Source organism: Achromobacter mucicolens, from assembly GCF_029866465.1.
Lineage (GTDB): Bacteria > Pseudomonadota > Gammaproteobacteria > Burkholderiales > Burkholderiaceae_B > Achromobacter > Achromobacter mucicolens.
Genome location: NZ_CP123364.1, coordinates 1598990 through 1618477, shown reverse-complemented (window position 1 = coordinate 1618477; position 19488 = coordinate 1598990). Strand labels below are relative to the sequence as shown.

Sequence of the window (19488 nt, the reverse complement as noted above, 5' to 3'; positions counted from 1 at the left end):
AAACCCGTCAGGCGCTATAGCCGGCCCAAACAGGAGAGTGACGCATATGCCGCTTCCGAAGTTGCCTACCCGCCCCGCAGCCATCCTGACCTTCCCCTCGGGCGAATCCGCCCGGGCGCAGGCCCGCACCACCAAGACTGCCGCTGCGCGGTCCAACACCCAGGCAGCCCTCGCCGAAGACGAGGACGAACTGCTGGTACAGCCAGAACTTGAAGGCCTGGCGGCGCCGGCACGCAAGGCCCACACGCCGTCGCCCGCTCACCAGGCGCCGCCCCCCGCCGCGCCGGCCGCTCGCGCCCCGGCGCGCCAGCAGGCCAAGGCTGCGCCCGCCCCCGCCAAGCGCGGCAAGGCGCGCGCCCAGAATGAACCTCGCAAGCTGTTCGTGCTGGACACGAACGTGCTGCTGCATGATCCCAGTTCGCTCTTCCGCTTCGAAGAGCACGACATCTTCCTGCCGATGATGACGCTGGAAGAACTGGACCACCAGAAAAAGGGCATGTCGGAAGTCGCGCGCAACGCGCGTCAGGTCAGCCGGTCGCTCGATTCGCTGGTGCAGGACGCCACGCACCTGGACGAAGGCCTTGAGCTGGCCAAGCTGGGCAACAAGGATGCCACGGGCCGCCTGATGTTCCAGACCACGGCCATCCACAGCACCCTGCCCTCGGACTTGCCGATGGGCAAGGCCGACAACCAGATCCTGGGTGTGGTGCGCGCCCTGCAGGAAAAATACCCGCAGCGCGAGGTCGTGTTGGTGTCCAAGGACATCAACATGCGCCTGAAGGCGCGCGCGCTGGGCATGGCCGCCGAAGACTACTTCAACGACCATGTCCTCGAAGACTCCGACCTGATGTACTCGGGCGTGATGCAGTTGCCCGAAGACTTCTGGAACAAGCACGGCAAGGACGTCGAATCCTGGCAACAGGGCGGCACCACCTTCTACCGCATCCACGGCCCGCTGTGCTCGCAATTCGTGGTCAATCAGTTCGTCTACTTCGAAGGCCAGATGCCGCTGTACGCGCAAGTGCGCGAAGTCAGCGGCAAGATGGCGGTGCTGGCCACCCTGCGCGACTATACCCACGGCAAGAACAATGTCTGGGGCATCACGGCGCGCAATCGCGAGCAGAATTTCGCCATGAACCTGCTGATGAACCCGGAATGCGATTTCGTGTCGCTGCTGGGCCAGGCCGGCACGGGCAAGACGCTGCTGGCGCTGGCGGCGGGCATCACGCAGGTGCTGGAGACCAAGCGCTACACCGAGATCATCATGACGCGCGTCACGGTGCCCGTCGGTGAAGACATTGGTTTCCTGCCCGGCACCGAAGAGGAAAAGATGCTGCCCTGGATGGGCGCGCTTGAAGACAACCTCGACGTGCTGAACATGGGCGAAGGCGAAGGCAACGGGGACTGGGGCCGCGCGGCCACCATGGACCTCATCCGCTCGCGCATCAAGGTCAAATCCCTGAACTTCATGCGTGGTCGCACCTTCCTGAACAAGTACCTCATCATCGACGAGGCGCAAAACCTGACGCCCAAGCAGATGAAGACGCTGGTGACCCGTGCTGGCCCTGGCACCAAGGTGATCTGCCTGGGCAACATCGCGCAGATCGACACGCCCTACCTGACGGAAGGCAGTTCGGGCCTGACCTTTGTGGTCGACCGCTTCAAGGGCTGGCCGCACTCGGGCCACGTCACGCTGCAGCGTGGCGAGCGCTCCCGCCTGGCCGACTACGCGGGCGACGTGCTCTAGGCTTGTTCTCGCACCGACAAACAAAAAGCCCCTTGATCGCTCAAGGGGCTTTTTTTCACTACCGCGCGCCGATTATTTGTCGGCTGCGTTGGTGATGGCATTGCCTGCCCGGGACATGTCCTTGCCCATGCCGGCGACGGTATTGCAACCGGCCAGCACGAAACCGAACACGACAAAGGCAGTCAGCACAATCTTGCCGCGCATGCTGTGACTCCAAAATGAAAAAATGAAAGCGCCTGCGCTCAGGCGATCTGCACGCGCAGTTCGCCCAGGCCTTCGACGCCGCCAGTGATCACGTCACCTTGGCGCACGGCGCCCACGCCCTCGGGCGTGCCGGTGAAGATGATGTCGCCGGGCTGCAGTTCAAACAGGCCCGACAGATACGAAATGCTTTCCGGAATATTCCACAGCATCTGCGAAATGTCGCTGGATTGCTTGCGCTCGCCATTGACGTCCAGCCAGATGGCGCCCTTGTCGAGCGTGCCGACCACGCTGCGCGGGTGGATGGGGCCCAGCGGCGCCGACTGATCGAAGGCCTTGCCGATTTCCCAGGGGCGGCCCTGCTTCTTCATTTCGCCTTGCAGGTCGCGGCGGGTCATGTCCAGACCCAGCGCATAGCCCCACACGCATTCGTTGGCCTGGTCGACGGGGATGTCGCGGCCGCCCTTGCCCAGCACCACGACCAGCTCCATCTCGTAGTGCAAATTGGAAGTCTTGGGCGGATAAGGCATCTTGCCGGTTTCGCCGTCGGCCACGAACAGCACCGCGTCAGCGGGCTTGCAGAAGAAGAACGGATCTTCACGGCCCGTGAAACCCATTTCCTTGGCATGTTCGGCGTAATTGCGGCCGACGCAATAGACGCGGCGCACGGGGAACAGCGCGGCGCTGCCGGCAACGGGGACCGCGACGGGCGGCTGGGGAGGCAAAACGTAGTCCATGAGCTATCAACCTATGACAAATACGTGACCGGAATATCCGGGAAAAATGTTACCCCGACGCCGCGCGCGCTTGGCATGCCCTGTGCCCCCGCGATGGGGCGTTGTTGTTGTTGGGCGGCCGGGCGTTTGAAAAAGCACTCGCGAGTGTAGCCCTTTCTGCGGCCAATGCGAGGACCGCACGGAACGGGCGCCTGCAAGACAACGGCGCGGCGGCGACAGGCCACGGGCCGTCGCGGCCGCGCCGCCGGTAGGCGCCGGCCGGCAAGATGCCGGCTGGCGTGTAGCCCGATCAGCCCTTGGTGTAGCGCTCGGCGCTGCGCACGATTTCCTCGTGAGCGGCGTCCACGCCCTTCCAGCCCTTGACCTTGACCCACTTGCCCTTTTCCAGGTCCTTGTAGTGCTCGAAGAAATGCTGGATGCGGGAGATGTCTTCCGCGGGCAGATCCTCGTAGGACTTGATGTTGCGGTACGGGGGGTAGAGCTTTTCGATCGGCACGGCCAGCAGCTTGGCGTCGCCGCCCGACTCGTCGTCCATTTCCAGCACGCCGATGGCGCGGCAGCGCACGACGGCGCCGATCTGGATGGGGAACGGGGTCAGGACCAGCACGTCGGCGGGGTCGCCGTCTTCGGACAGGGTCTGGGGGATATAGCCGTAGTTGCACGGGTAGTGCATGGCCGTCAGCATGAAGCGGTCGACGAAGATCGCACCGGAATCCTTGTCGACCTCGTACTTCACCGGGTCGGCGTTCATGGGGATTTCGATGATGACGTTGAAGTCTTCCGGCAGCTTCTTGCCAGGGGAGACGCGATCAAGACTCATGGTTCAACCTTGTTTGTCTGAAAGGATATTCAAATCGAGCCGTCGTCCTTGAACGGCGGCTTGGTGGTCGGCACGAGCGCCGCGGGCGGCGCAGGCTTGGGAGCAGGCACGGCCGGCGCCGGCGCGTACGTGGGCACGGGCTCGTCGAACGCCGCCGCCGGAATGGGCGCGCTGTCGAAGTATTCGTCGATATCGGACGTTCCGCGAGCCAGCGGCGCGTCTTCGGGCGCCAGGGCGCGGTCTTGCTGGGCCTTGCTGGCGCGGGCATCCGGATCCAGTACGTAGTCCGAAGCCGATGCGGCAGCCGGCGGCAAGGCCGGGTAATCGCCACCGGTGTCCTCATCGCTGTCCGTGTCCGACAGGCCGACGGCATAGCCGCCTTCGGCATCCACGCGATAAGGGTCCGAGCCGGTGTCTGCGGCGGGAAGCGCCGCATCCGAGGCCAGCACCGGCAACGCCATGCTGGCGGCCGTGGCCAGGCGCCAGTGGCGCACGGCATCTACCGGCCGGTCCAGACGATCGTACAGACTGCCCAGCAGCGCGTGCGTCTGCGCATCGCTGCGCCGCGCCAGGCTACGCAAGAGGTAGCGTTCGGCCTGTCCCCAGAGCTGGCCATTCAGGCACAGCATGCCCAGGGCGGTCAGGAGGTCGGGATCGGTCGGGCGTTGATGCAGCCAGGTCTCGGCCTTGGCCAGGCGCCGCGACACCTGCTCGGCTTCGCAGCGGGCGTAGGCCGCCACCAGGGCGGGATTGAACTTGACCGCGATGGCCGATTCCAGGACGCGCGCCGCTTCGTTGGGCTCGCCGGCGGCTTCGAATGCGGCGGCGCCCGCCAGGGCAATTTCCGGGAGCAGGCGCTCTTCGGCCTTGAGGTCTTTCCAGATGGGACGCCAGGCATCGTTGGCCGCGGCGGCACGCAAGCGCGCGGCGCCCGCGGCATCGATCAGGCCGTCGGCTTCGGGGCGGCCCAGCGCATTGCGGCGCGACAGTCCGCGCGCCAGCGTGAAAACCTGTTCCTGATGATTCAGAGCCGTGTGCGCCCGCAGCAGCAGGCGCATGGTGTGCAAATGACGGGCGCCGCCGTCGGCCAGCGGGCCCAGCACGGTCAGTGCGCGTTCAGCGCGGCCCTGATCGAGCAGCATGTCGGCCGAGACGGTGGCGGTGGCTTCAATGAGGCCGGGCTCGGTGCCGGCCTGCTCTTGCGCGTTGGCCAGCAGACGATCGCGCCGGTCGAATTCGCCCAGGCCATGCGCGGCACGAGCAGCGGACAGGGCAGCCAGCACGCGCCGCGTGCGGACCTTGGTCTGGTCCAGAAGCTTGGTCAGGTCTTTTTCGGCGTGGGCGTAGCGGCCTTCAAGCAGGCCAATCCAGCCGCGTTCGAGCAATTCGTGGTCGCGAGCCTGCGCGCGCTTGCCGCGCCAGGCCCGGACGCGATCGGGAATGGCGAGCAGCCAGGCCAGAAGCCGCAGGCCCACGTACAGGATGATGAAGGTGGCGACGATGAGCAGGACGGCGAGGGTCAGCGACATCTCGATGCGCCACGGCCACACCAGAAGCAGCACGTTGCCCGCGTGCGAGCGCAGGACCACCGCCAGGGCGACGGCGACGACGGCGAGCAGCAGGGTCCAGAACCAGGTACGCATGGGTTCAGTCCTGGTCGCTGGTCTTGAAGCCGGCGGCGCGCAGGGCCGCCACGGCGTTCAGGCTGTCCGCCACATCCGGCATGCGCACGGCGATGTCGGTCTGGGCCAGTTCGCGCGCAAGCGTCTGCGCGGCGACGGTGTCAGGCGAGCGGCCATCGAAGTACTTGGAAAGCGTGGTGCCGACGTTGTCGAGTTCGCTCTTCCAGACCGAGGGCTGGCGCATCAGCATCGCGAGCTGCGCGGTCAACAGGCGCTGGCGCAGCGTGCCGCGCACCTGATCGGCCTGTTCGGGCGACAACAGCAGCGCGGCCGGTTCGTCCACGCGCTGGATGGTGATGAGACCGCCAAGCTCGTGAGCCAGCGCGGAGCCCGCGCGGCCAGGCCATGAAGCCACTTCGGCGCGCCAGCGCTGCCACCAGGGCGCGTCGGCGGGCAGGCCGGCCAGCGGATCGATCGTGGGGGCCGGCGCGGGCGGCTGGGCTTGACCGACCGGGGACACGCCCGGCGACACGGTGTCCGGCACCAGCAGCGGCGCCTTGCCGATCAGCGCGACCAGGCGTTCGATGCGGCCCGATTGCGCGGGGATGTCGACGGTGGACACGGCACGCAGGCGGTCCAGGTCGCCATTGATGGATTGCTGCAGGCTGGAGAACCGCGGGCGGTCGGCACGCGCCAGACGCGATTGCGCGGTTTCCAGGGCGACGATGGCGTTGGAGACGTTGCCGGCCAGGCGCAATTGCTGATTGGCGATGGTCAGCAGGCGTTCGACGTCATTGGCCAGCAGTTCGTCGCTGGCGCTGTCGTTGAAGTTCTGCCAAGCCTGTTGCAGGGCGTTGTATTGGCTTTGCGTTTCGCGCAACGTGTCTTCGAGTTCGGCGACGCGGCCGGTCTGCGCCTGCGCGAGGGCAAGCGCTTCGCGGGTGTCCTTGCGGGCTTGCGCCACATCGGCGCTGAGCGTATCCAGGCGCGTTGCCACTTCGCGGCCTGCGGAGACGAACTGGGTGCGTTGCTTCCACAACGCATATCCCAGGCCCACGGCCAACAGGATGACGATTATCAGTGCGGTGGCCAAAGGACCACTGCCGCGCTTGGCCGGACGGGCCTTGACGGAGTCGGCCGGGGCCGATGCGGACGCGCTTGCGTCCGGGGCGGCCGGATGAACGGCCGGATCGGTAGCGGGAGTCTTATCTGTCATGACGCGATTGTATTCGGTGTCAGTCCGAACCAACGAATCAAGCAGCAACAAAAGCCTGGAAAATCGACTCGTCGTTGGGCACGCAGATTTTTACCATCGCCGGCTCGGGCGCGCCAATGCGGGGCTGCGGCAGGCGGCCAACCAGCGAGGGGTGCGTGGCGACGAAGCGGCAGCGCTGCCACCACCCGGTCAGACCCGCGGCGCTGAGCTGACCATAAATGGCGTCGACGCCCTCTCCGCTGGTGACCAGCCAGGTGGCCGTGACGCCTGCATCGGCCCAGCGCCTGAGGGTGGCAAGCTGTTCCGCGGTCCAGCCAGCCGGTTGCCGGCGGTAGGCTGCGTGGCGCGTCACGTGCGCACCGTGTGCCTCGAGCGTATCGCCGAGCCAGTCCCGCCCCTGCGTGCCCCGCACCACCAGCACGCGCGCGGGCAACTGAGGCTGGGCGGCAAGCACGCGCCAAAGCGCCTCGGAATCATGGCTGGGGGCCGATTCGTCCGGATGCAGAACTGTTGTATTCACGCCAAAACGGCCGGTCTCGTGCAGCGCCTGGGCACTGGCGGGCCCGACCGTGGCGACCGCGACGCCCGCAGGCCAGTCCGCGGCGCCATCGGCGCGCGCGAGCTGATCCAGGTATTGGCGCGCGGCATTGCCGCTGACGAACACGACGAGGTCGTAGGCCGACGGCCGCGGCAGGTCTTCGGCAGCGACAGACAGGGGGTGGATTTCAAGTGCGGGCAGGATGCACGGTTGCCAACCGGCGCCCTGCAGGCGGCCGGCCAGCGCTTCGTTGCGCCCTGCGGGCCGCGTCAGGATGGCGATGCGCGGCCCGTCGGCGGCTGCAAACGCCGGGTCCATCAGTCGGACCCGGGGTTTTGCAGCAGTTCGCGAAGAATCGTCTCTGCACCCGCCTCCAGGAGTTCGGAGGCGGCCGCTTCGCCGATGGCTTCGGCTTCGGTCATGGGACCGCTGTGCGTGGCATGAACGACACGGGTGCCGTCGGGCGAGGCCACCAGCGCGCGCAGCGACAGCGTGTCGCCGGCGAGCTGGGCAAAGGCGGCCAGGGGCACCTGGCAGGAACCGCCCAGCTTGCGCGACACCGCGCGCTCGGCGAGCACGCAGGCGGTCGTGTCTGCACTGACCAGCGGTGCAAGCCACGCGCGCATGTCGTCGCGGTCGTCGCGGATTTCGATGCCGAGGGCGCCCTGCCCGGCCGCCGGCAGGCTGTCGGCGGGATCGAGCAGGCTGCGGATGCGCTCGCCCATGCCAAGACGGTCCAGGCCGGCGGCAGCCAGCACGATGGCGTCGTAGTCGCCCTTGTCGAGCTTGGAGAGGCGCGTATCCAGATTGCCGCGCAGGGGCTTGACCACCAGGGCGGGAAACCGGGAACGGATCTGGGACTCGCGGCGCAGGCTGGACGTGCCGACCACGGCGCCCGCGGGCAGGTCCGCCAGCGAGGCATATCGGTTGGACACGAAGGCATCGCGCGGATCCGCGCGATCGAGGACGGCGCAAAGCTCAAACGGCGCCTGCAGATCCACCGGCACGTCCTTGAGGGAGTGGACGGCGAGATCGGCACGGCCGTCGAGCAGCGCGTTTTCGAGTTCCTTGACGAACAGACCCTTGCCGCCCACCTTGGACAGCGTGCGGTCGAGGATCTGATCGCCTCGGGTTGTCAGGGTAAGAAGTTCAACTGCGCACGCTGGGTACAGCGTGCGCAGCCGATCGCGCACATGCTCGGCTTGCCACAGGGCAAGCCGGCTTGCGCGGGTCGCAATGACCAGACGTTGCGGTAGAGACACGTGACGCCATCAAACGAAGTTGGAGACGATGATCGTCGCGACTACCCCGAGGATGGCCAGCACGAACAGACCCTGAAGAAGGCTCAGGCCCGATTCGGATTGCTGGGGATCGGTGGATCTACGCAGACTCATGTGCTGATTCCTTGGAAGCGTTCTTGCGGCTTGCAAGCCACCGTCCAAGGACAACAACGAGCAAGGCGCCAATGATTTCAGCGGCGATTTTAACCGTAGTCGGCTGAACGCCAAATTGACGCTCGACAATAACGTCGGTGACCAGCATGCCGCCAGCGATCCAGCCCAGCAGGCCCGCGCCGAAGGTGACGACCAGCGGATAGCGGTCGATGAGCTTGAGCACCAGCGTGCTGCCCCAGATGATGATCGGCACACTGACGACCAGGCCAAAAATGACCAGGCCCAGCTGATGGTCGGCATGCGCATTCTGCGCGGCGCCGGCGATGGCGATCACGTTGTCCAGGCTCATCACGAAGTCAGCAATGATGATGGTCTTGATCGCGGCGACGATGGATGTGCCGCCCTTGATGTCGCCATGCGCATCTTCTTCGGGAACCAGAAGCTTGACGCCGATCCAGACGAGCAGCAGCGCGCCCACGACCTTCAGGAACGGGATGTTCAGAAGCTGCATTGCGAAGGCGATCAGCACGACGCGCAGAATGATTGCCCCTGCGGTGCCCCACAAAATGCCTTGCATCCGTTGCTTGGGCGCCAGGTTGCGACACGCCAGCGCGATCACGACAGCGTTGTCGCCGCCGAGCAGGATGTCGATAAGGATGATCTGAAATACCGCTGCCCAACTCAGCGTCTGAAAAAACTCAAGCACTTTGAACCCCCGAAGGCATTTATGAAAAGAATGGCCGGTCCCGGCCCGGCCGCCCTGCCGCGCGCCTTCGCGCGGCAGGTTTATTTAGAAAAACATATTATTGTAGTTCAGCTTTCAGTCAGCTTTCCGACGCGCAAGCAAAACTTTACCAATCAGTAGCACCAGCACTGCGCCCAGCGCGCCCGACATCAGTGCGAAGCTGTGCTGAGTAACGCCCAATGCGGCATCGATACGCGCCACCGGCTCCTGCAACGCCGGGTCGCCCACCAGCAGCTCGCCTGCGATGAAACCCAACAGCGCCGCCCCAACCCAGACAATGAGCGGGAAGCGTTCGATGACCTTCAAGAGCAGCGTGCTGCCAAAGATGACCAGCGGAATACTGATGGCCAGGCCGAGCACCAGCAACGTCGTGTCGCCCATCGCAGCGGCGGCGACGGCCACCACGTTGTCCAGGCTCATGACCAGGTCGGCGATCATGATGGTGCGGATGGCGGTCAACAGGTTGCCATGCGACTTGCCGGCACCGTCTTCTTCGCCTTCGGGCAGCAGCAAGGTGACGCCGATGTAGACCAGGAGCAGCGCGCCGATCAGCTTGAGCCACGGCAGCAACAACAGCTTGGCCGCGACGAGCGTCAGTACGATACGCATGATGATCGCAGCGGCGGAACCGACCACGATCGCTTTTTTCTGTTGTGCCGGAGGCAACGAGCGCGCTGCCAGCGCAATAACCACGGCGTTGTCGCCCGATAGCAGAATGTTGACCCAAATGATCTGGAGCAACGCGATCCAGAATGCCGCTGAACTGAGTTCCATGCCTCTCTTTCCTAGGTGTGATCCCCCTAGGACAAAACCAAATTAATGGATGAATTGAACGCAAAAACGTACTGACCGTCTTGGTGCGAGCCCGACGGCATTCTTGCTGGTACGCGCAAAATTTCTTTCATTATAGTTTCGTTCAGCTTTCCGTATGATTCACCCGGCCGCTTCCTGGACGCGGGATTTCCCTAAGAAAGCCTGAATAAACGGCGCCCAAAAAAAAAGCCCGCCGAAGCGGGCTTTTTATCGCGCGTTGCTGAAACTTATAGCACCGACTTGAGCAGCTTGCCCATTTCAGAGGGGTTGCGCGTGGTGCGGATGCCGCAGGCTTCCATGACTTCCAGCTTGGCGTCGGCCGTGTCGGCGCCGCCGGAGATCAGCGCGCCGGCGTGGCCCATGCGCTTTCCGGGAGGGGCGGTGACGCCAGCGATGAAGCCGACGACCGGCTTCTTCATGTTGTCCTTGGCCCACTGCGCGGCATTGACTTCATCCGGACCGCCGATTTCGCCGATCATGATGACGGCGTCGGTGTCGGGATCGTCATTGAACAGCTTGAGCACGTCGACGTGCTTCAGGCCGTTGATGGGGTCGCCGCCGATACCGACGGCGCTGGATTGACCCAGGCCCAGTTCGGTGACTTGCGCCACGGCTTCGTACGTCAGGGTGCCCGAACGGCTGACGATGCCGATGCGGCCCTTGCGGTGGATGTGACCGGGCATGATGCCGATCTTGATTTCGTCCGGGGTGATCAGACCGGGGCAGTTCGGGCCCAGCAGCAGCGTCTTGCTGCCCTTGGCCTTCATGCGGTTCTTGACTTCGAGCATGTCGCGGACCGGGATCCCTTCGGTAATGCAGATCACCAGATCCAGTTCGGCTTCGACGGCTTCCCAGATGGCGGCAGCGGCGCCGGCGGGCGGCACGTAGATGACCGAGACGGTGGCGCCGGTGTCGGCCTTGGCGTCCTTGACCGACGCGAAGATCGGCACGCCTTCGAAGTCCTCACCCGCCTTCTTGGGGTTCACGCCGGCCACGAAGGCGGCCTTGCCATTGGCGTACTCACGGCACATGCGGGTGTGGAACTGGCCCGTCTTGCCCGTGATGCCCTGGGTGATGACCTTGGTGTCCTTGTTGATCAGAATCGACATTGTGAATCCTTGATTTTTGCTTTACTTGACGGCGGCTACGACGCGGGTGGCAGCTTCGGCCATCGTGTCGGCGCTGATGATCGGCAGGCCGGAGTCGGCCAGCATCTTCTTGCCGAGTTCTTCGTTGGTGCCCTTCATGCGCACGACCAGCGGCACGTTCAGGTTGACGGCCTTGCAAGCGGTGATGACGCCTTCGGCGATCACGTCGCAGCGCATGATGCCGCCGAAGATGTTGACCAGGATGGCCTTGACGCTCTTGTTGGCCAGCATGATCTTGAAGGCTTCCGTGACCTTCTCGGCCGTGGCGCCGCCGCCGACGTCCAGGAAGTTGGCCGGCTCGCCGCCGAACAGCTTGATGGTGTCCATCGTGGCCATGGCCAGACCGGCGCCGTTCACCAGGCAGCCGATGTTGCCGTCGAGCTGGATGTACGCGAGGTCGAACTTGCTGGCTTCGATTTCAGCGGGATCTTCTTCGTCCAGGTCGCGGTAGGCGACGATTTCCGGATGACGGAACAGGGCGTTGGAGTCGAAGTTGAACTTGGCGTCCAGGGCGATGATGTTGCCCTTGCTGTCGCGGTTCAGGGGGTTGATTTCGACCAGGGAGGCGTCGGTGTCCATGTAGCACTTGTAGAGCTTCTGGAACACGTCAACGGCCTGGGCGGTCGAGTCGGCGGGCAGGCCGATCGCGTTGGCGATCTTGGTGGCTTGCTCGGCGGAAAGGCCAACCAGCGGGTCGATGTATTCGGTGATGATCTTTTCGGGCGTGGAGTGAGCCACTTCCTCGATGTCCATGCCGCCTTCGCTGGAAGCGATGAAAGCGACATTCTGCGTGGCGCGGTCGGTGACCAGCGACACGTAGTATTCCTTCTGGATGTCGGCGCCGTCTTCGATGTACAGGCGGCGGACCTTCTGGCCTTCGGGGCCGGTCTGATGCGTGATCAGCTGCATGCCCAGGATTTCGGATGCCAGCTTGCGGACGTCGTCCAGCGAGCGGGCCAGCTTGACGCCGCCGCCCTTGCCGCGGCCACCCGCGTGGATTTGTGCCTTGACGACCCAAACCGGTCCACCCAGCTTTTCAGCGGCAGCCACGGCCTCGTCGACGGAAAGAGCGGGGATCCCGCGCGGCACGGGGACGCCAAATTGCTTCAGCAGTTCCTTGCCTTGATACTCGTGGATTTTCATGTGTTACCTGTCAGGACGTATGAGAAAAAGAAGGTGAATCGGAGGACGACTCGGCCGATGCCTCAGCGCTACCCCCGGTGTACCACTCGGGATAATGCTCAGCCACCACAGGGCCGCCAGTGCTGAGCGCATGGCAGCCGTCCAGTTGGAATGGACGCCGGTTCGGGTTGGGTTCCTGCCGCCGGCGGTTGGCCATGGTCTGGACCGCCGCGGTGGGAAGCACCTGCGACAGTTCGGTCATGTGCGTACAGCCCTCCACATGCCCGAACCGCTCTTTGACCTGGCGGCGGAACCCCTTGAGCAGGTTCATGCCGATCAGGTCAGTGTACGCCGGCTCGATGGCCTTGCAATGCTCGCCATAAGGCGCCGCATCATAGACGGCCTGAGCCGCCACGATCGAGAATTCCTCGTCGATGGTGATGCGCAGGTGCATATGGTGGATGGGCTGCCCGGCCTTGAACATCTCGCCGTCGCGCTTCGGAAAATCGTACGCTTTCACGTCGATCAGCTCGGCTTCCAGGTCCCAGTTGCCGTCATCGCGCGCGTACGACTGCACACGTATGGAACGCGTATGCAGCGGTTGGCGAGGACAATCCGGCGGTGGCAAGGGCATGCGAGGGGGCCTGCGGGGCAAAGATGGCCTGCGCGTATGGTGCGCGGCAACAAAACCTTCAAAGTATAGCGCAGGCGGCATTCGCGCAATCGTATTAATTGGGCGGCGGATGCCCCGCTGTCCGGTCCGCTGACCGCGCCGCCGTGACTTCCCTCCTTCCACGCGGCCCCTGCCGGTTTCGCCGCGCGGCTCGGCGTGGGGCTGGTAATGGCGTCTGCAGCAGGCAAAAACCCGGCGTGCGCGTGGCGCGCGGCCGGGTTGGAAATGCAGGAGGCCCGGCGCGCGTGCGCCGGGAACGCCATCGGCCGTCAGGCCGCCTCGCGCAGCGCGCGCGCCGCCTGGACCATGCCGATCAGCGCGGCCTCCGTTTCCGGCCAGGCGCGCGTCTTCAGGCCGCAGTCGGGATTGACCCACAGGCGTTCCTTGGGCAGGCGGGCGGCGGCCTTGTTCATCAGGTCAACCATCCAGCCGACCTCGGGCACGTTGGGCGAGTGGATGTCGTACACGCCCGGGCCGATGTCGTTCGGGTACCGGAAGTCCTCGAACGCCTTGAGCAGCTCCATATTGGAACGCGACGTTTCGATCGTGATCACATCGGCGTCCATGGCGGCAATCGATTCGATGATGTCGTTGAATTCCGAATAGCACATATGCGTGTGGATCTGCGTCTCCTCGCGTACGCCGGCGGTCGACAGGCGGAAGCAGTCCACGGCCCAGTCCAGGTATGCCTGCCAATCGGCGCGGCGCAGCGGCAGGCCTTCGCGGATGGCCGGCTCATCGATCTGGATGACGTTGATCCCGGCCGCTTCCAGGTCCACGACTTCGTCGCGCAGCGCCAGCGCCAGCTGGCGGCAGGTGGCTTCGCGCGGCTGGTCGTCGCGCACGAACGACCACTGCAGGATGGTGACCGGACCGGTCAGCATGCCCTTGACCGGCTTGTCGGTCAGCGACTGGGCGTAGGACGACCAGCCTACCGTCATGGGCGCGGGACGGGCGACGTCGCCGAAAATGATCGGCGGCTTCACGCAGCGCGAACCGTAGCTCTGCACCCAGCCGTTTTTCGTGAAGGCAAAGCCGGCCAGCAGCTCCCCGAAGTACTCGACCATGTCGTTGCGCTCGGGCTCGCCGTGCACCAGAACGTCCAGGCCCACCTTTTCCTGGAAGCGGATGACTTCCTCGATCTCCTTGCGGATGGCGGCTTCGTACGCGGAATCCGTCAAGGCGCCCGCCTTCCAGTCGCGGCGCAACGCGCGGATCTCGGCCGTCTGCGGGAACGAGCCGATCGTGGTGGTGGGATAGGCGGGCAGCCCCAGCTGCTCCTGCTGGCGCGCGATGCGGCCTGCAAACGGCGCCCGGTCGCGCGACATGCCCTTTGCTGCGGCCATGCGCTCGGCCACGGCCGGGTTGTGGATGCGCACCGAGGCGCGGCGCGCGGCCAGCGCCGCGCGTTGGCTGGCCAGCCCCTGCTGCACCGTGGGGTCCGTGGCGCTGCTCAGCGCGCGGCCCAGCAGGCTCAGCTCGTCGAGCTTCTGGGCGGCAAAGGACAGCCAGCTCTTGAGTTCGGCGTCCAGTTCGGTTTCGTTTTCCAGGTCGACGGGCACGTGCAGCAGCGAGCACGACGGCGCCAACCACAGTCGGTCGCCAAGATGGCGCGCAAGCGGGGCGAGCGCGGCAATGGCGGCGTCGAGATCGGTGCGCCAGATGTTGCGGCCGTTGATGATGCCGGCGGACAAGACCTGCCCGTCGTTCAGGCCCGCCACCACGTCGGCCAATTGTTCGGGGGCACGCACCAGGTCCACGTGCAGGCCGGCCACCGGCAGGGCCTGCGCCGTCGAGAGGTTGTCCTTCAGACCGTCGAAGTAGGTGGCGACCAGCACTTTAACCGCACTGGCGGACAACGTGGCATAAGCCTGCTTGAAGGCATCGCGCCAGGCTTGCGGCAGATCGAGCGCCAGGATGGGCTCATCGATCTGCACCCACTCGACGCCCAGCTTGGCAAACCGCGCCAGCACCTCTTCATAGACCGGCAGCAGCGCTGCCAGAAGCTGGAGTTTCCCGGCATCGGCGGCGCCGCCGGCAAAGGCGTCGCCCTTGCCCAGGAACAGCCAGGTCAGCGGGCCGGGAATGACCGGCTTGACCTCAAGACCCAGCGCCTGGGCCTCCCTGACCTGGTCGAACAGGCTTTCGCGGGCAATGCGGAAGGTTTGGCCGGGCACCAGTTCCGGGACGATGTAGTGGTAGTTGGTATCGAACCACTTGGTCATTTCGCAGGCAGCGGCGGGCTTGCCCGACGGCGCGCGGCCGCGGCCCATGCGAAAGAGCGTGTCCAAGGACACCGGCTCGCTGTCCTTCTGGCCGAAGCGCGCTGGCACCGCGCCCAGCAGCGTTGTCCATTCCAGGATCTGGTCGTACCAGGCGAAGTCGCCCACCGGCACGAACTTCAGGCCGGCCGCGGCCTGAAGGCGCCAGTGGCGGGCGCGCAGTTCACGGCCCGTATCTTCCAGGGCGTCGGCGGTCTGCTTGCCGGCCCAATAGGCCTCGACCGCCCGCTTGAGTTCACGCTGGGCGCCGATGCGGGGGAAACCCAAATTATGAATCGTAGTCATGTTCTAGCCGCCATCCACAAAATTTGTTCAAGTGGCGATCATTCTGAGGCCAAATCAAAATGAATCAAAATCAATGTACGCATTCATAAGATGAGGAAACCTCATAGAATAGCTAGCCATGCCAACCCGCCGGGGTTTGGCGTCCTTATGCCGCCCCCGGATCCCGACCCGCTCAGCCGCCCTCAATGCTAGAAATCCGCCACCTCGAAACTCTGACCGCCATCCGGGATGGCGGCAGCCTTCAGGAAGCCGCAGAACGCCTGCACCTGACGCAATCCGCGCTGTCGCATCAGCTGCGAGATCTCGAAACCCGCCTGGGCACGCCTCTGCTGAACCGGCGCACACGGCCGGCCCGGCTGACCACGGCTGGGCTGCGGGTGCTGGCGCTGGCCGATGAGGTCCTGCCGCGCATTCGCGCCACGGAACGCGACCTGCAACGGCTGGCGGCCGGGCGCACAGGTCGGCTGCACCTGGCGATCGACTGTCATTCCTGTTTTCAATGGCTGATGCCGGCGCTGGACGCCTTCCGCGTGCAATGGCCCGATGTGGCGCTGGACCTGTCCGCGGCGTTCTCGTTCGCCCCCCTGCCCGCGCTGGTGCGCGGCGACCTGGACCTGGTCATCACGTCAGACCCGCAGCCGCTGGACGCGGTGGAATACCTGCCGCTATTCAAATATGAGCTGGTGCTGGCTGTGTCCGAATCCAACCCATTGGCGGGCAGCAAATTCATCCTGCCGGAGCAGTTGGCGGACCAGACCCTGATCACCTACCCCGTGGACAAGCAGCGGCTGGATGTCTTCACCGCCTTTCTGGACCCGGCCGACGTGGAGCCCGCCGCGGTCCGCAAGGCGGAACTCACGCCGATCATTGCGCAACTGGTGGCCAGCAATCGGGGCGTGGCGGCCCTGCCGAACTGGGCGCTGACGGAATACATGAATCAGGGATGGCTGCGGCTTTGCCGCCTGGGCCCGCAAGGCGTGTGGCGCACGTTGTATGCGACCGTGCGCAGCGAGGACACGGACGCCTCGTATATCGACGAGTTTCTGACCATTACCCGCGACGTCTGCTTCAAGACGCTGTCGGGCATCAAGTCGGCGAAGTGACGACCGAAGTGAAGACCGAAGTGAAAACGTAAGGAACAACGACGGCCGCAGCGGCGCCGGCTGGGTAGACGCACGTGGAAAACCACGCCGCCGGGCGTCAGTCTTCGTCGCCCTCGCCGAGGATGCGCCGGATGACGTCGTGCGCGAACCCCCGGCTGGCCAGAAAACGCGCCTGCTTTGCGTAGGCCGCGCGATCTTCGGGCTTGGCGCTGAAGCGCTTTTTCCAGACCTCAAGCGCCCGGTCGTATTCGGTGGCGCGAAGCTGTTCGCGCAGTTCCGCGACCTGGTTGTCGTCCACGCCATGCTGGCGCAATTCCTGCACGATGCGCGCCGCGCCCTGCCGCGAGGCGCGCCGATGAACCAGGCTTTGGGCAAAGCGTTCGGTGGACAGCCAGCCTTCTTTTTCAAGCGCGTCCAGTACCGATTCGACCTCGGCCGCATCTTCGGCATAAGCAGCCAGCTTGCGCGCCAGTTCTTCGCGCGCGTGCTCGCGCCGCGACAGATACCCCACTGCCCGCATCTTCAGTGACGGTCCCTTGCGCGCCTGCTTGCCGTCGGACGTTGACGCCTCGTCGGCGCTGGCGGCGGTGTCGGCACGCCGGCCGCGCGCGGCGCCGCGCTGATTGGAACTTCGCTGCTCGGAACTGCGCTGCCACAGGCCGGAAGATTCAGCGCCATCGGCCGAATCGTCAGACGCTGCGGGTTCGCGTGCCACCCGCGCATCGGACGTGCGCCGCAAGCCTTGCGGCTTGGCGACCGTTTCGAATTCGTCGTCCAACCGGGCGCGTTGGCGCTCGGCGGACGCGGGAGTCGATTTCCAGCTCATGCGCTTTCCTGCTTGCTAAACAAAACGGCAGGCCCATCTTGGCGCCTGCCGCAGTTTCCCAGCCCAGCCGGGCCGGCGATGGGACTTGCCTGAACCGCGGCGAGCCCTGCCGAATGTCCGGGATTATTCGGCGGTGTCTTCCGCCGTGGGCACGAATTCAGCGGCGCGGCTGACGATGCCCTGGTTTTCGCGGACGCGGTTTTCGATTTCGATGGCCATGTCCTTGTGCTCTTTCAGGTATTCGCGCACGTTGTCCTTGCCCTGACCGATGCGGTTGCCGTTGTAGCTGTACCAGGCGCCCGACTTGTCGACGACGTTGGCGGCCACGCCCAGGTCGATGATTTCGCCTTCGCGCGAGATGCCGGCGCCATACATGATGTCGAACTCGGCCTGCTTGAACGGCGGCGCAACCTTGTTCTTGACGACCTTGACGCGGGTTTCGTTGCCGACGACCTCGTCGCCCTTCTTGATGGAACCGATGCGGCGGATATCCAGGCGCACGGACGCGTAGAACTTGAGCGCGTTGCCGCCGGTGGTGGTTTCGGGGTTGCCGAACATGACGCCGATCTTCATCCGGATCTGGTTGATGAAGATGACCATGCAGTTGGTCTTCTTGATGGTGGCGGTCAGCTTGCGCAGCGCCTGGCTCATCAGGCGGGCCTGCAGGCCGGGCAGCGAATCGCCCATTTCGCCTTCGATTTCGGCCTTGGGCACCAGCGCGGCCACCGAGTCGACGACGATCAGGTCGACCGAACCCGAGCGCACCAGCGCGTCGGTGATTTCCAGCGCCTGCTCACCCGTGTCCGGCTGCGAGATCAAGAGGTCGGCCAGATTGACGCCCAGCTTGGACGCATATTGGACATCCAGTGCGTGTTCCGCGTCTACGAAGGCGCAGGTGCCGCCCAGCTTTTGCATTTCGGCGACGACCTGCAGCGTGAGGGTGGTCTTGCCCGACGATTCCGGACCGTAGATTTCGACGACACGGCCGCGCGGCAAGCCGCCGACGCCCAGCGCGATATCCAGACCGAGCGAACCCGTGGAAACCACCTGGATGTCGTGCGAGACCTCGTTGTCGCCGTAGCGCATGATCGAGCCCTTGCCGAACTGCTTTTCGATCTGCGAAAGCGCTGCGGCGAGCGCCTTGGCCTTTTCCGAAGCGGCGGCCTTGGTGGTTTTGTCGTCCATGAGGAGTCCTGTCTGTAACGTATCTGGAAGTCGGAAAAACTGCGGGTCTGAGCTGGCCGGGTCTGAGCTTGCCGGATTTGATGCCTGTCCTACGGCCTGACGTGGAGCCTTGAGCTACGGATCAGATTATGGCATCGGATTGTACTGTACAAAAACCCAGTGTGCCAGCTTTTTGCACGTATACCCTGAGTGGCAAGCCCGGCGCCGTATGACAGAATCCGGAGCGATTCCGGTATTTTCGCCATTCTCCGTCCCCCGGGCCGGCGTGTATCTTCCTAGCAGCAGCCCATGCGTATCCTGATCGCCGAAGACGACAGCATCCTGGCCGATGGCCTGTCCCGCTCGTTGCGCCACAACGGCTATGCAGTGGATGCCGTGCGCGACGGGCTTGCCGCCGATTCCGCGCTGGCCGCCCAGGCCTTCGACCTGCTCATCCTCGATCTCGGGCTGCCGCAACTGGCCGGCCTGGAAGTGCTGCGCCGCCTGCGTGCCCGCAACTCCGCCCTGCCCGTCCTCATCCTGACCGCCGCCGACAGCATCGAGCAGCGCGTCAAGGGCCTGGACCTGGGCGCGGACGACTATATGGCCAAGCCCTTCGCGCTGTCCGAACTCGAAGCCCGCGTGCGCGCGCTGACGCGGCGTGGCGCGGGCGGCGGCGGCACGATGATCAAGCACGGCAAGCTGCTCTTTGACCAGACCGGCCGTGTCGCCATCGTGGACGACCAGACGCTGGACCTGTCGGCCCGCGAGGTCAGCCTGCTCGAAATCCTGCTGACGCGCAGCGGACGCATGGTCAGCAAGACCCAACTGGTCGACCATCTGTGCGAATGGGGCGAGGAGGTCAGCACCAACGCCATCGAGGTCTACGTGCATCGCCTGCGCAAAAAGCTCGAGCCCAGCGGCGTGAAGATCGTCACCGTGCGCGGCCTGGGCTACTGTCTTGAGCGGGACCAGGGTGCGGCGTACCTCGCAAGCTGAGCCCTCACCAGAGCCGCTCAACCAGGAAGCCCTGGATATCATGCAAGCCGGGT

General features: G+C 65.0%; 19 protein-coding genes. 3 read left to right on the top strand and 16 right to left on the bottom strand.

All coding sequences use genetic code 11. From position 1 onward, the window contains the following. Positions 1–46 precede the first annotated feature (46 nt). Entirely contained in the window at positions 47–1747 is a 1701-nt protein-coding gene (locus QEP15_RS07375; RefSeq protein WP_056322570.1) for a PhoH family protein, read from the top strand. Between the two features lie 72 nt (positions 1748–1819). Here the strand turns inward: QEP15_RS07375 and QEP15_RS07370 are convergent, their stop codons facing one another. The 14 genes from QEP15_RS07370 to metE form a co-directional block, all read right to left on the bottom strand. Continuing rightward, on the bottom strand, positions 1820–1951 hold the full coding sequence (locus QEP15_RS07370) for an entericidin A/B family lipoprotein (protein ID WP_008164311.1): 132 nt from the start codon (positions 1949–1951) through the stop codon (positions 1820–1822). Between the two features lie 38 nt (positions 1952–1989). After that, entirely contained in the window at positions 1990–2685 is a 696-nt protein-coding gene (locus tag QEP15_RS07365; RefSeq protein WP_128827800.1) for a fumarylacetoacetate hydrolase family protein, read from the bottom strand. 289 nt (positions 2686–2974) lie between these two features. Further along, positions 2975–3505, bottom strand: a complete 531-nt coding sequence (gene ppa / locus QEP15_RS07360) for an inorganic diphosphatase (RefSeq protein WP_056322566.1) — start codon at positions 3503–3505, stop codon at positions 2975–2977. A 29-nt stretch (positions 3506–3534) separates the two neighbouring features. Beyond that, positions 3535–5148, bottom strand: coding sequence for a heme biosynthesis HemY N-terminal domain-containing protein (locus QEP15_RS07355; RefSeq protein ID WP_175156840.1), 1614 nt, complete (start codon positions 5146–5148; stop codon positions 3535–3537). Between the two features lie 4 nt (positions 5149–5152). Further along, positions 5153–6343: a uroporphyrinogen-III C-methyltransferase gene (locus QEP15_RS07350; protein ID WP_152383833.1), complete on the bottom strand. Its 1191-nt coding sequence runs from the start codon at positions 6341–6343 to the stop codon at positions 5153–5155. Between the two features lie 37 nt (positions 6344–6380). After that, a complete protein-coding gene (locus QEP15_RS07345) occupies positions 6381–7199 on the bottom strand; it encodes a uroporphyrinogen-III synthase (protein WP_152383832.1) in 819 nt (272 codons plus the stop codon). Then, complete coding sequence (hemC, locus tag QEP15_RS07340; protein ID WP_056322558.1) at positions 7199–8143, bottom strand: hydroxymethylbilane synthase; 945 nt, start codon at positions 8141–8143, stop codon at positions 7199–7201. Before hemC ends, QEP15_RS07345 begins: the two co-directional genes overlap by 1 nt. A gap of 9 nt (positions 8144–8152) precedes the next feature. Further along, a complete protein-coding gene (locus QEP15_RS07335) occupies positions 8153–8275 on the bottom strand; it encodes a hypothetical protein (RefSeq protein WP_255357201.1) in 123 nt (40 codons plus the stop codon). Continuing rightward, positions 8262–8981 carry a TerC family protein gene (locus QEP15_RS07330; RefSeq protein WP_175156839.1) on the bottom strand — a complete coding sequence of 240 codons (720 nt, stop codon included), beginning with the start codon at positions 8979–8981 and terminating at the stop codon, positions 8262–8264. Before QEP15_RS07330 ends, QEP15_RS07335 begins: the two co-directional genes overlap by 14 nt. A gap of 114 nt (positions 8982–9095) precedes the next feature. Next, complete coding sequence (locus QEP15_RS07325; RefSeq protein WP_056322553.1) at positions 9096–9794, bottom strand: TerC family protein; 699 nt, start codon at positions 9792–9794, stop codon at positions 9096–9098. 266 nt (positions 9795–10060) lie between these two features. Next, the gene (gene sucD, locus QEP15_RS07320; protein ID WP_056322550.1) at positions 10061–10942 is read right to left on the bottom strand and encodes a succinate--CoA ligase subunit alpha; all 882 of its coding nucleotides are present in this window, start codon (positions 10940–10942) and stop codon (positions 10061–10063) included. 21 nt (positions 10943–10963) lie between these two features. After that, positions 10964–12124, bottom strand: a complete 1161-nt coding sequence (sucC, locus tag QEP15_RS07315; RefSeq protein WP_056322547.1) for an ADP-forming succinate--CoA ligase subunit beta — start codon at positions 12122–12124, stop codon at positions 10964–10966. A gap of 10 nt (positions 12125–12134) precedes the next feature. Then, positions 12135–12737: a DUF2889 domain-containing protein gene (locus tag QEP15_RS07310; RefSeq protein ID WP_056322544.1), complete on the bottom strand. Its 603-nt coding sequence runs from the start codon at positions 12735–12737 to the stop codon at positions 12135–12137. Positions 12738–13045: 308 nt separating this feature from the next. Further along, positions 13046–15343: a 5-methyltetrahydropteroyltriglutamate--homocysteine S-methyltransferase gene (gene metE / locus QEP15_RS07305; protein WP_175156838.1), complete on the bottom strand. Its 2298-nt coding sequence runs from the start codon at positions 15341–15343 to the stop codon at positions 13046–13048. A gap of 185 nt (positions 15344–15528) precedes the next feature. On the opposite strand from metE, the gene QEP15_RS07300 reads away from it, so the two are divergent. Then, positions 15529–16446: a LysR family transcriptional regulator gene (locus QEP15_RS07300; RefSeq protein WP_056322542.1), complete on the top strand. Its 918-nt coding sequence runs from the start codon at positions 15529–15531 to the stop codon at positions 16444–16446. A 97-nt stretch (positions 16447–16543) separates the two neighbouring features. On the opposite strand, the gene recX is transcribed toward QEP15_RS07300, so the two are convergent. Together recX and recA are read right to left on the bottom strand one after the other, a co-directional pair. Continuing rightward, positions 16544–17272 (bottom strand): recombination regulator RecX, encoded by a 729-nt coding sequence (gene recX, locus QEP15_RS07295; RefSeq protein ID WP_175156837.1) that lies wholly within the window; start codon positions 17270–17272, stop codon positions 16544–16546. 123 nt (positions 17273–17395) lie between these two features. After that, positions 17396–18457 carry a recombinase RecA gene (gene recA / locus QEP15_RS07290; RefSeq protein ID WP_056322539.1) on the bottom strand — a complete coding sequence of 354 codons (1062 nt, stop codon included), beginning with the start codon at positions 18455–18457 and terminating at the stop codon, positions 17396–17398. Positions 18458–18745: 288 nt separating this feature from the next. On the opposite strand from recA, the gene QEP15_RS07285 reads away from it, so the two are divergent. After that, positions 18746–19435, top strand: coding sequence for a response regulator transcription factor (locus QEP15_RS07285; protein WP_056322537.1), 690 nt, complete (start codon positions 18746–18748; stop codon positions 19433–19435). Positions 19436–19488: the final 53 nt, after the last annotated feature.

What these genes read in the sequence shown, in the direction of transcription:
- QEP15_RS07375 (WP_056322570.1), top strand. Translation starts at nt 47, where the DNA reads ATGCCGCTTCCGAAGTTGCCTACCCGCCCCGCAGCCATCCTGACCTTC.
- QEP15_RS07310 (WP_056322544.1), bottom strand. Translation starts at nt 12,737, where the DNA reads ATGCCCTTGCCACCGCCGGATTGTCCTCGCCAACCGCTGCATACGCGT.
- QEP15_RS07325 (WP_056322553.1), bottom strand. Translation starts at nt 9,794, where the DNA reads ATGGAACTCAGTTCAGCGGCATTCTGGATCGCGTTGCTCCAGATCATT.
- metE (WP_175156838.1), bottom strand. Translation starts at nt 15,343, where the DNA reads ATGACTACGATTCATAATTTGGGTTTCCCCCGCATCGGCGCCCAGCGT.
- QEP15_RS07285 (WP_056322537.1), top strand. Translation starts at nt 18,746, where the DNA reads ATGCGTATCCTGATCGCCGAAGACGACAGCATCCTGGCCGATGGCCTG.
- QEP15_RS07335 (WP_255357201.1), bottom strand. Translation starts at nt 8,275, where the DNA reads ATGAGTCTGCGTAGATCCACCGATCCCCAGCAATCCGAATCGGGCCTG.
- recX (WP_175156837.1), bottom strand. Translation starts at nt 17,272, where the DNA reads ATGAGCTGGAAATCGACTCCCGCGTCCGCCGAGCGCCAACGCGCCCGG.
- sucD (WP_056322550.1), bottom strand. Translation starts at nt 10,942, where the DNA reads ATGTCGATTCTGATCAACAAGGACACCAAGGTCATCACCCAGGGCATC.
- QEP15_RS07370 (WP_008164311.1), bottom strand. Translation starts at nt 1,951, where the DNA reads ATGCGCGGCAAGATTGTGCTGACTGCCTTTGTCGTGTTCGGTTTCGTG.
- recA (WP_056322539.1), bottom strand. Translation starts at nt 18,457, where the DNA reads ATGGACGACAAAACCACCAAGGCCGCCGCTTCGGAAAAGGCCAAGGCG.
- QEP15_RS07355 (WP_175156840.1), bottom strand. Translation starts at nt 5,148, where the DNA reads ATGCGTACCTGGTTCTGGACCCTGCTGCTCGCCGTCGTCGCCGTCGCC.
- sucC (WP_056322547.1), bottom strand. Translation starts at nt 12,124, where the DNA reads ATGAAAATCCACGAGTATCAAGGCAAGGAACTGCTGAAGCAATTTGGC.
- ppa (WP_056322566.1), bottom strand. Translation starts at nt 3,505, where the DNA reads ATGAGTCTTGATCGCGTCTCCCCTGGCAAGAAGCTGCCGGAAGACTTC.
- QEP15_RS07365 (WP_128827800.1), bottom strand. Translation starts at nt 2,685, where the DNA reads ATGGACTACGTTTTGCCTCCCCAGCCGCCCGTCGCGGTCCCCGTTGCC.
- QEP15_RS07300 (WP_056322542.1), top strand. Translation starts at nt 15,529, where the DNA reads ATGCTAGAAATCCGCCACCTCGAAACTCTGACCGCCATCCGGGATGGC.
- QEP15_RS07350 (WP_152383833.1), bottom strand. Translation starts at nt 6,343, where the DNA reads ATGACAGATAAGACTCCCGCTACCGATCCGGCCGTTCATCCGGCCGCC.
- QEP15_RS07345 (WP_152383832.1), bottom strand. Translation starts at nt 7,199, where the DNA reads ATGGACCCGGCGTTTGCAGCCGCCGACGGGCCGCGCATCGCCATCCTG.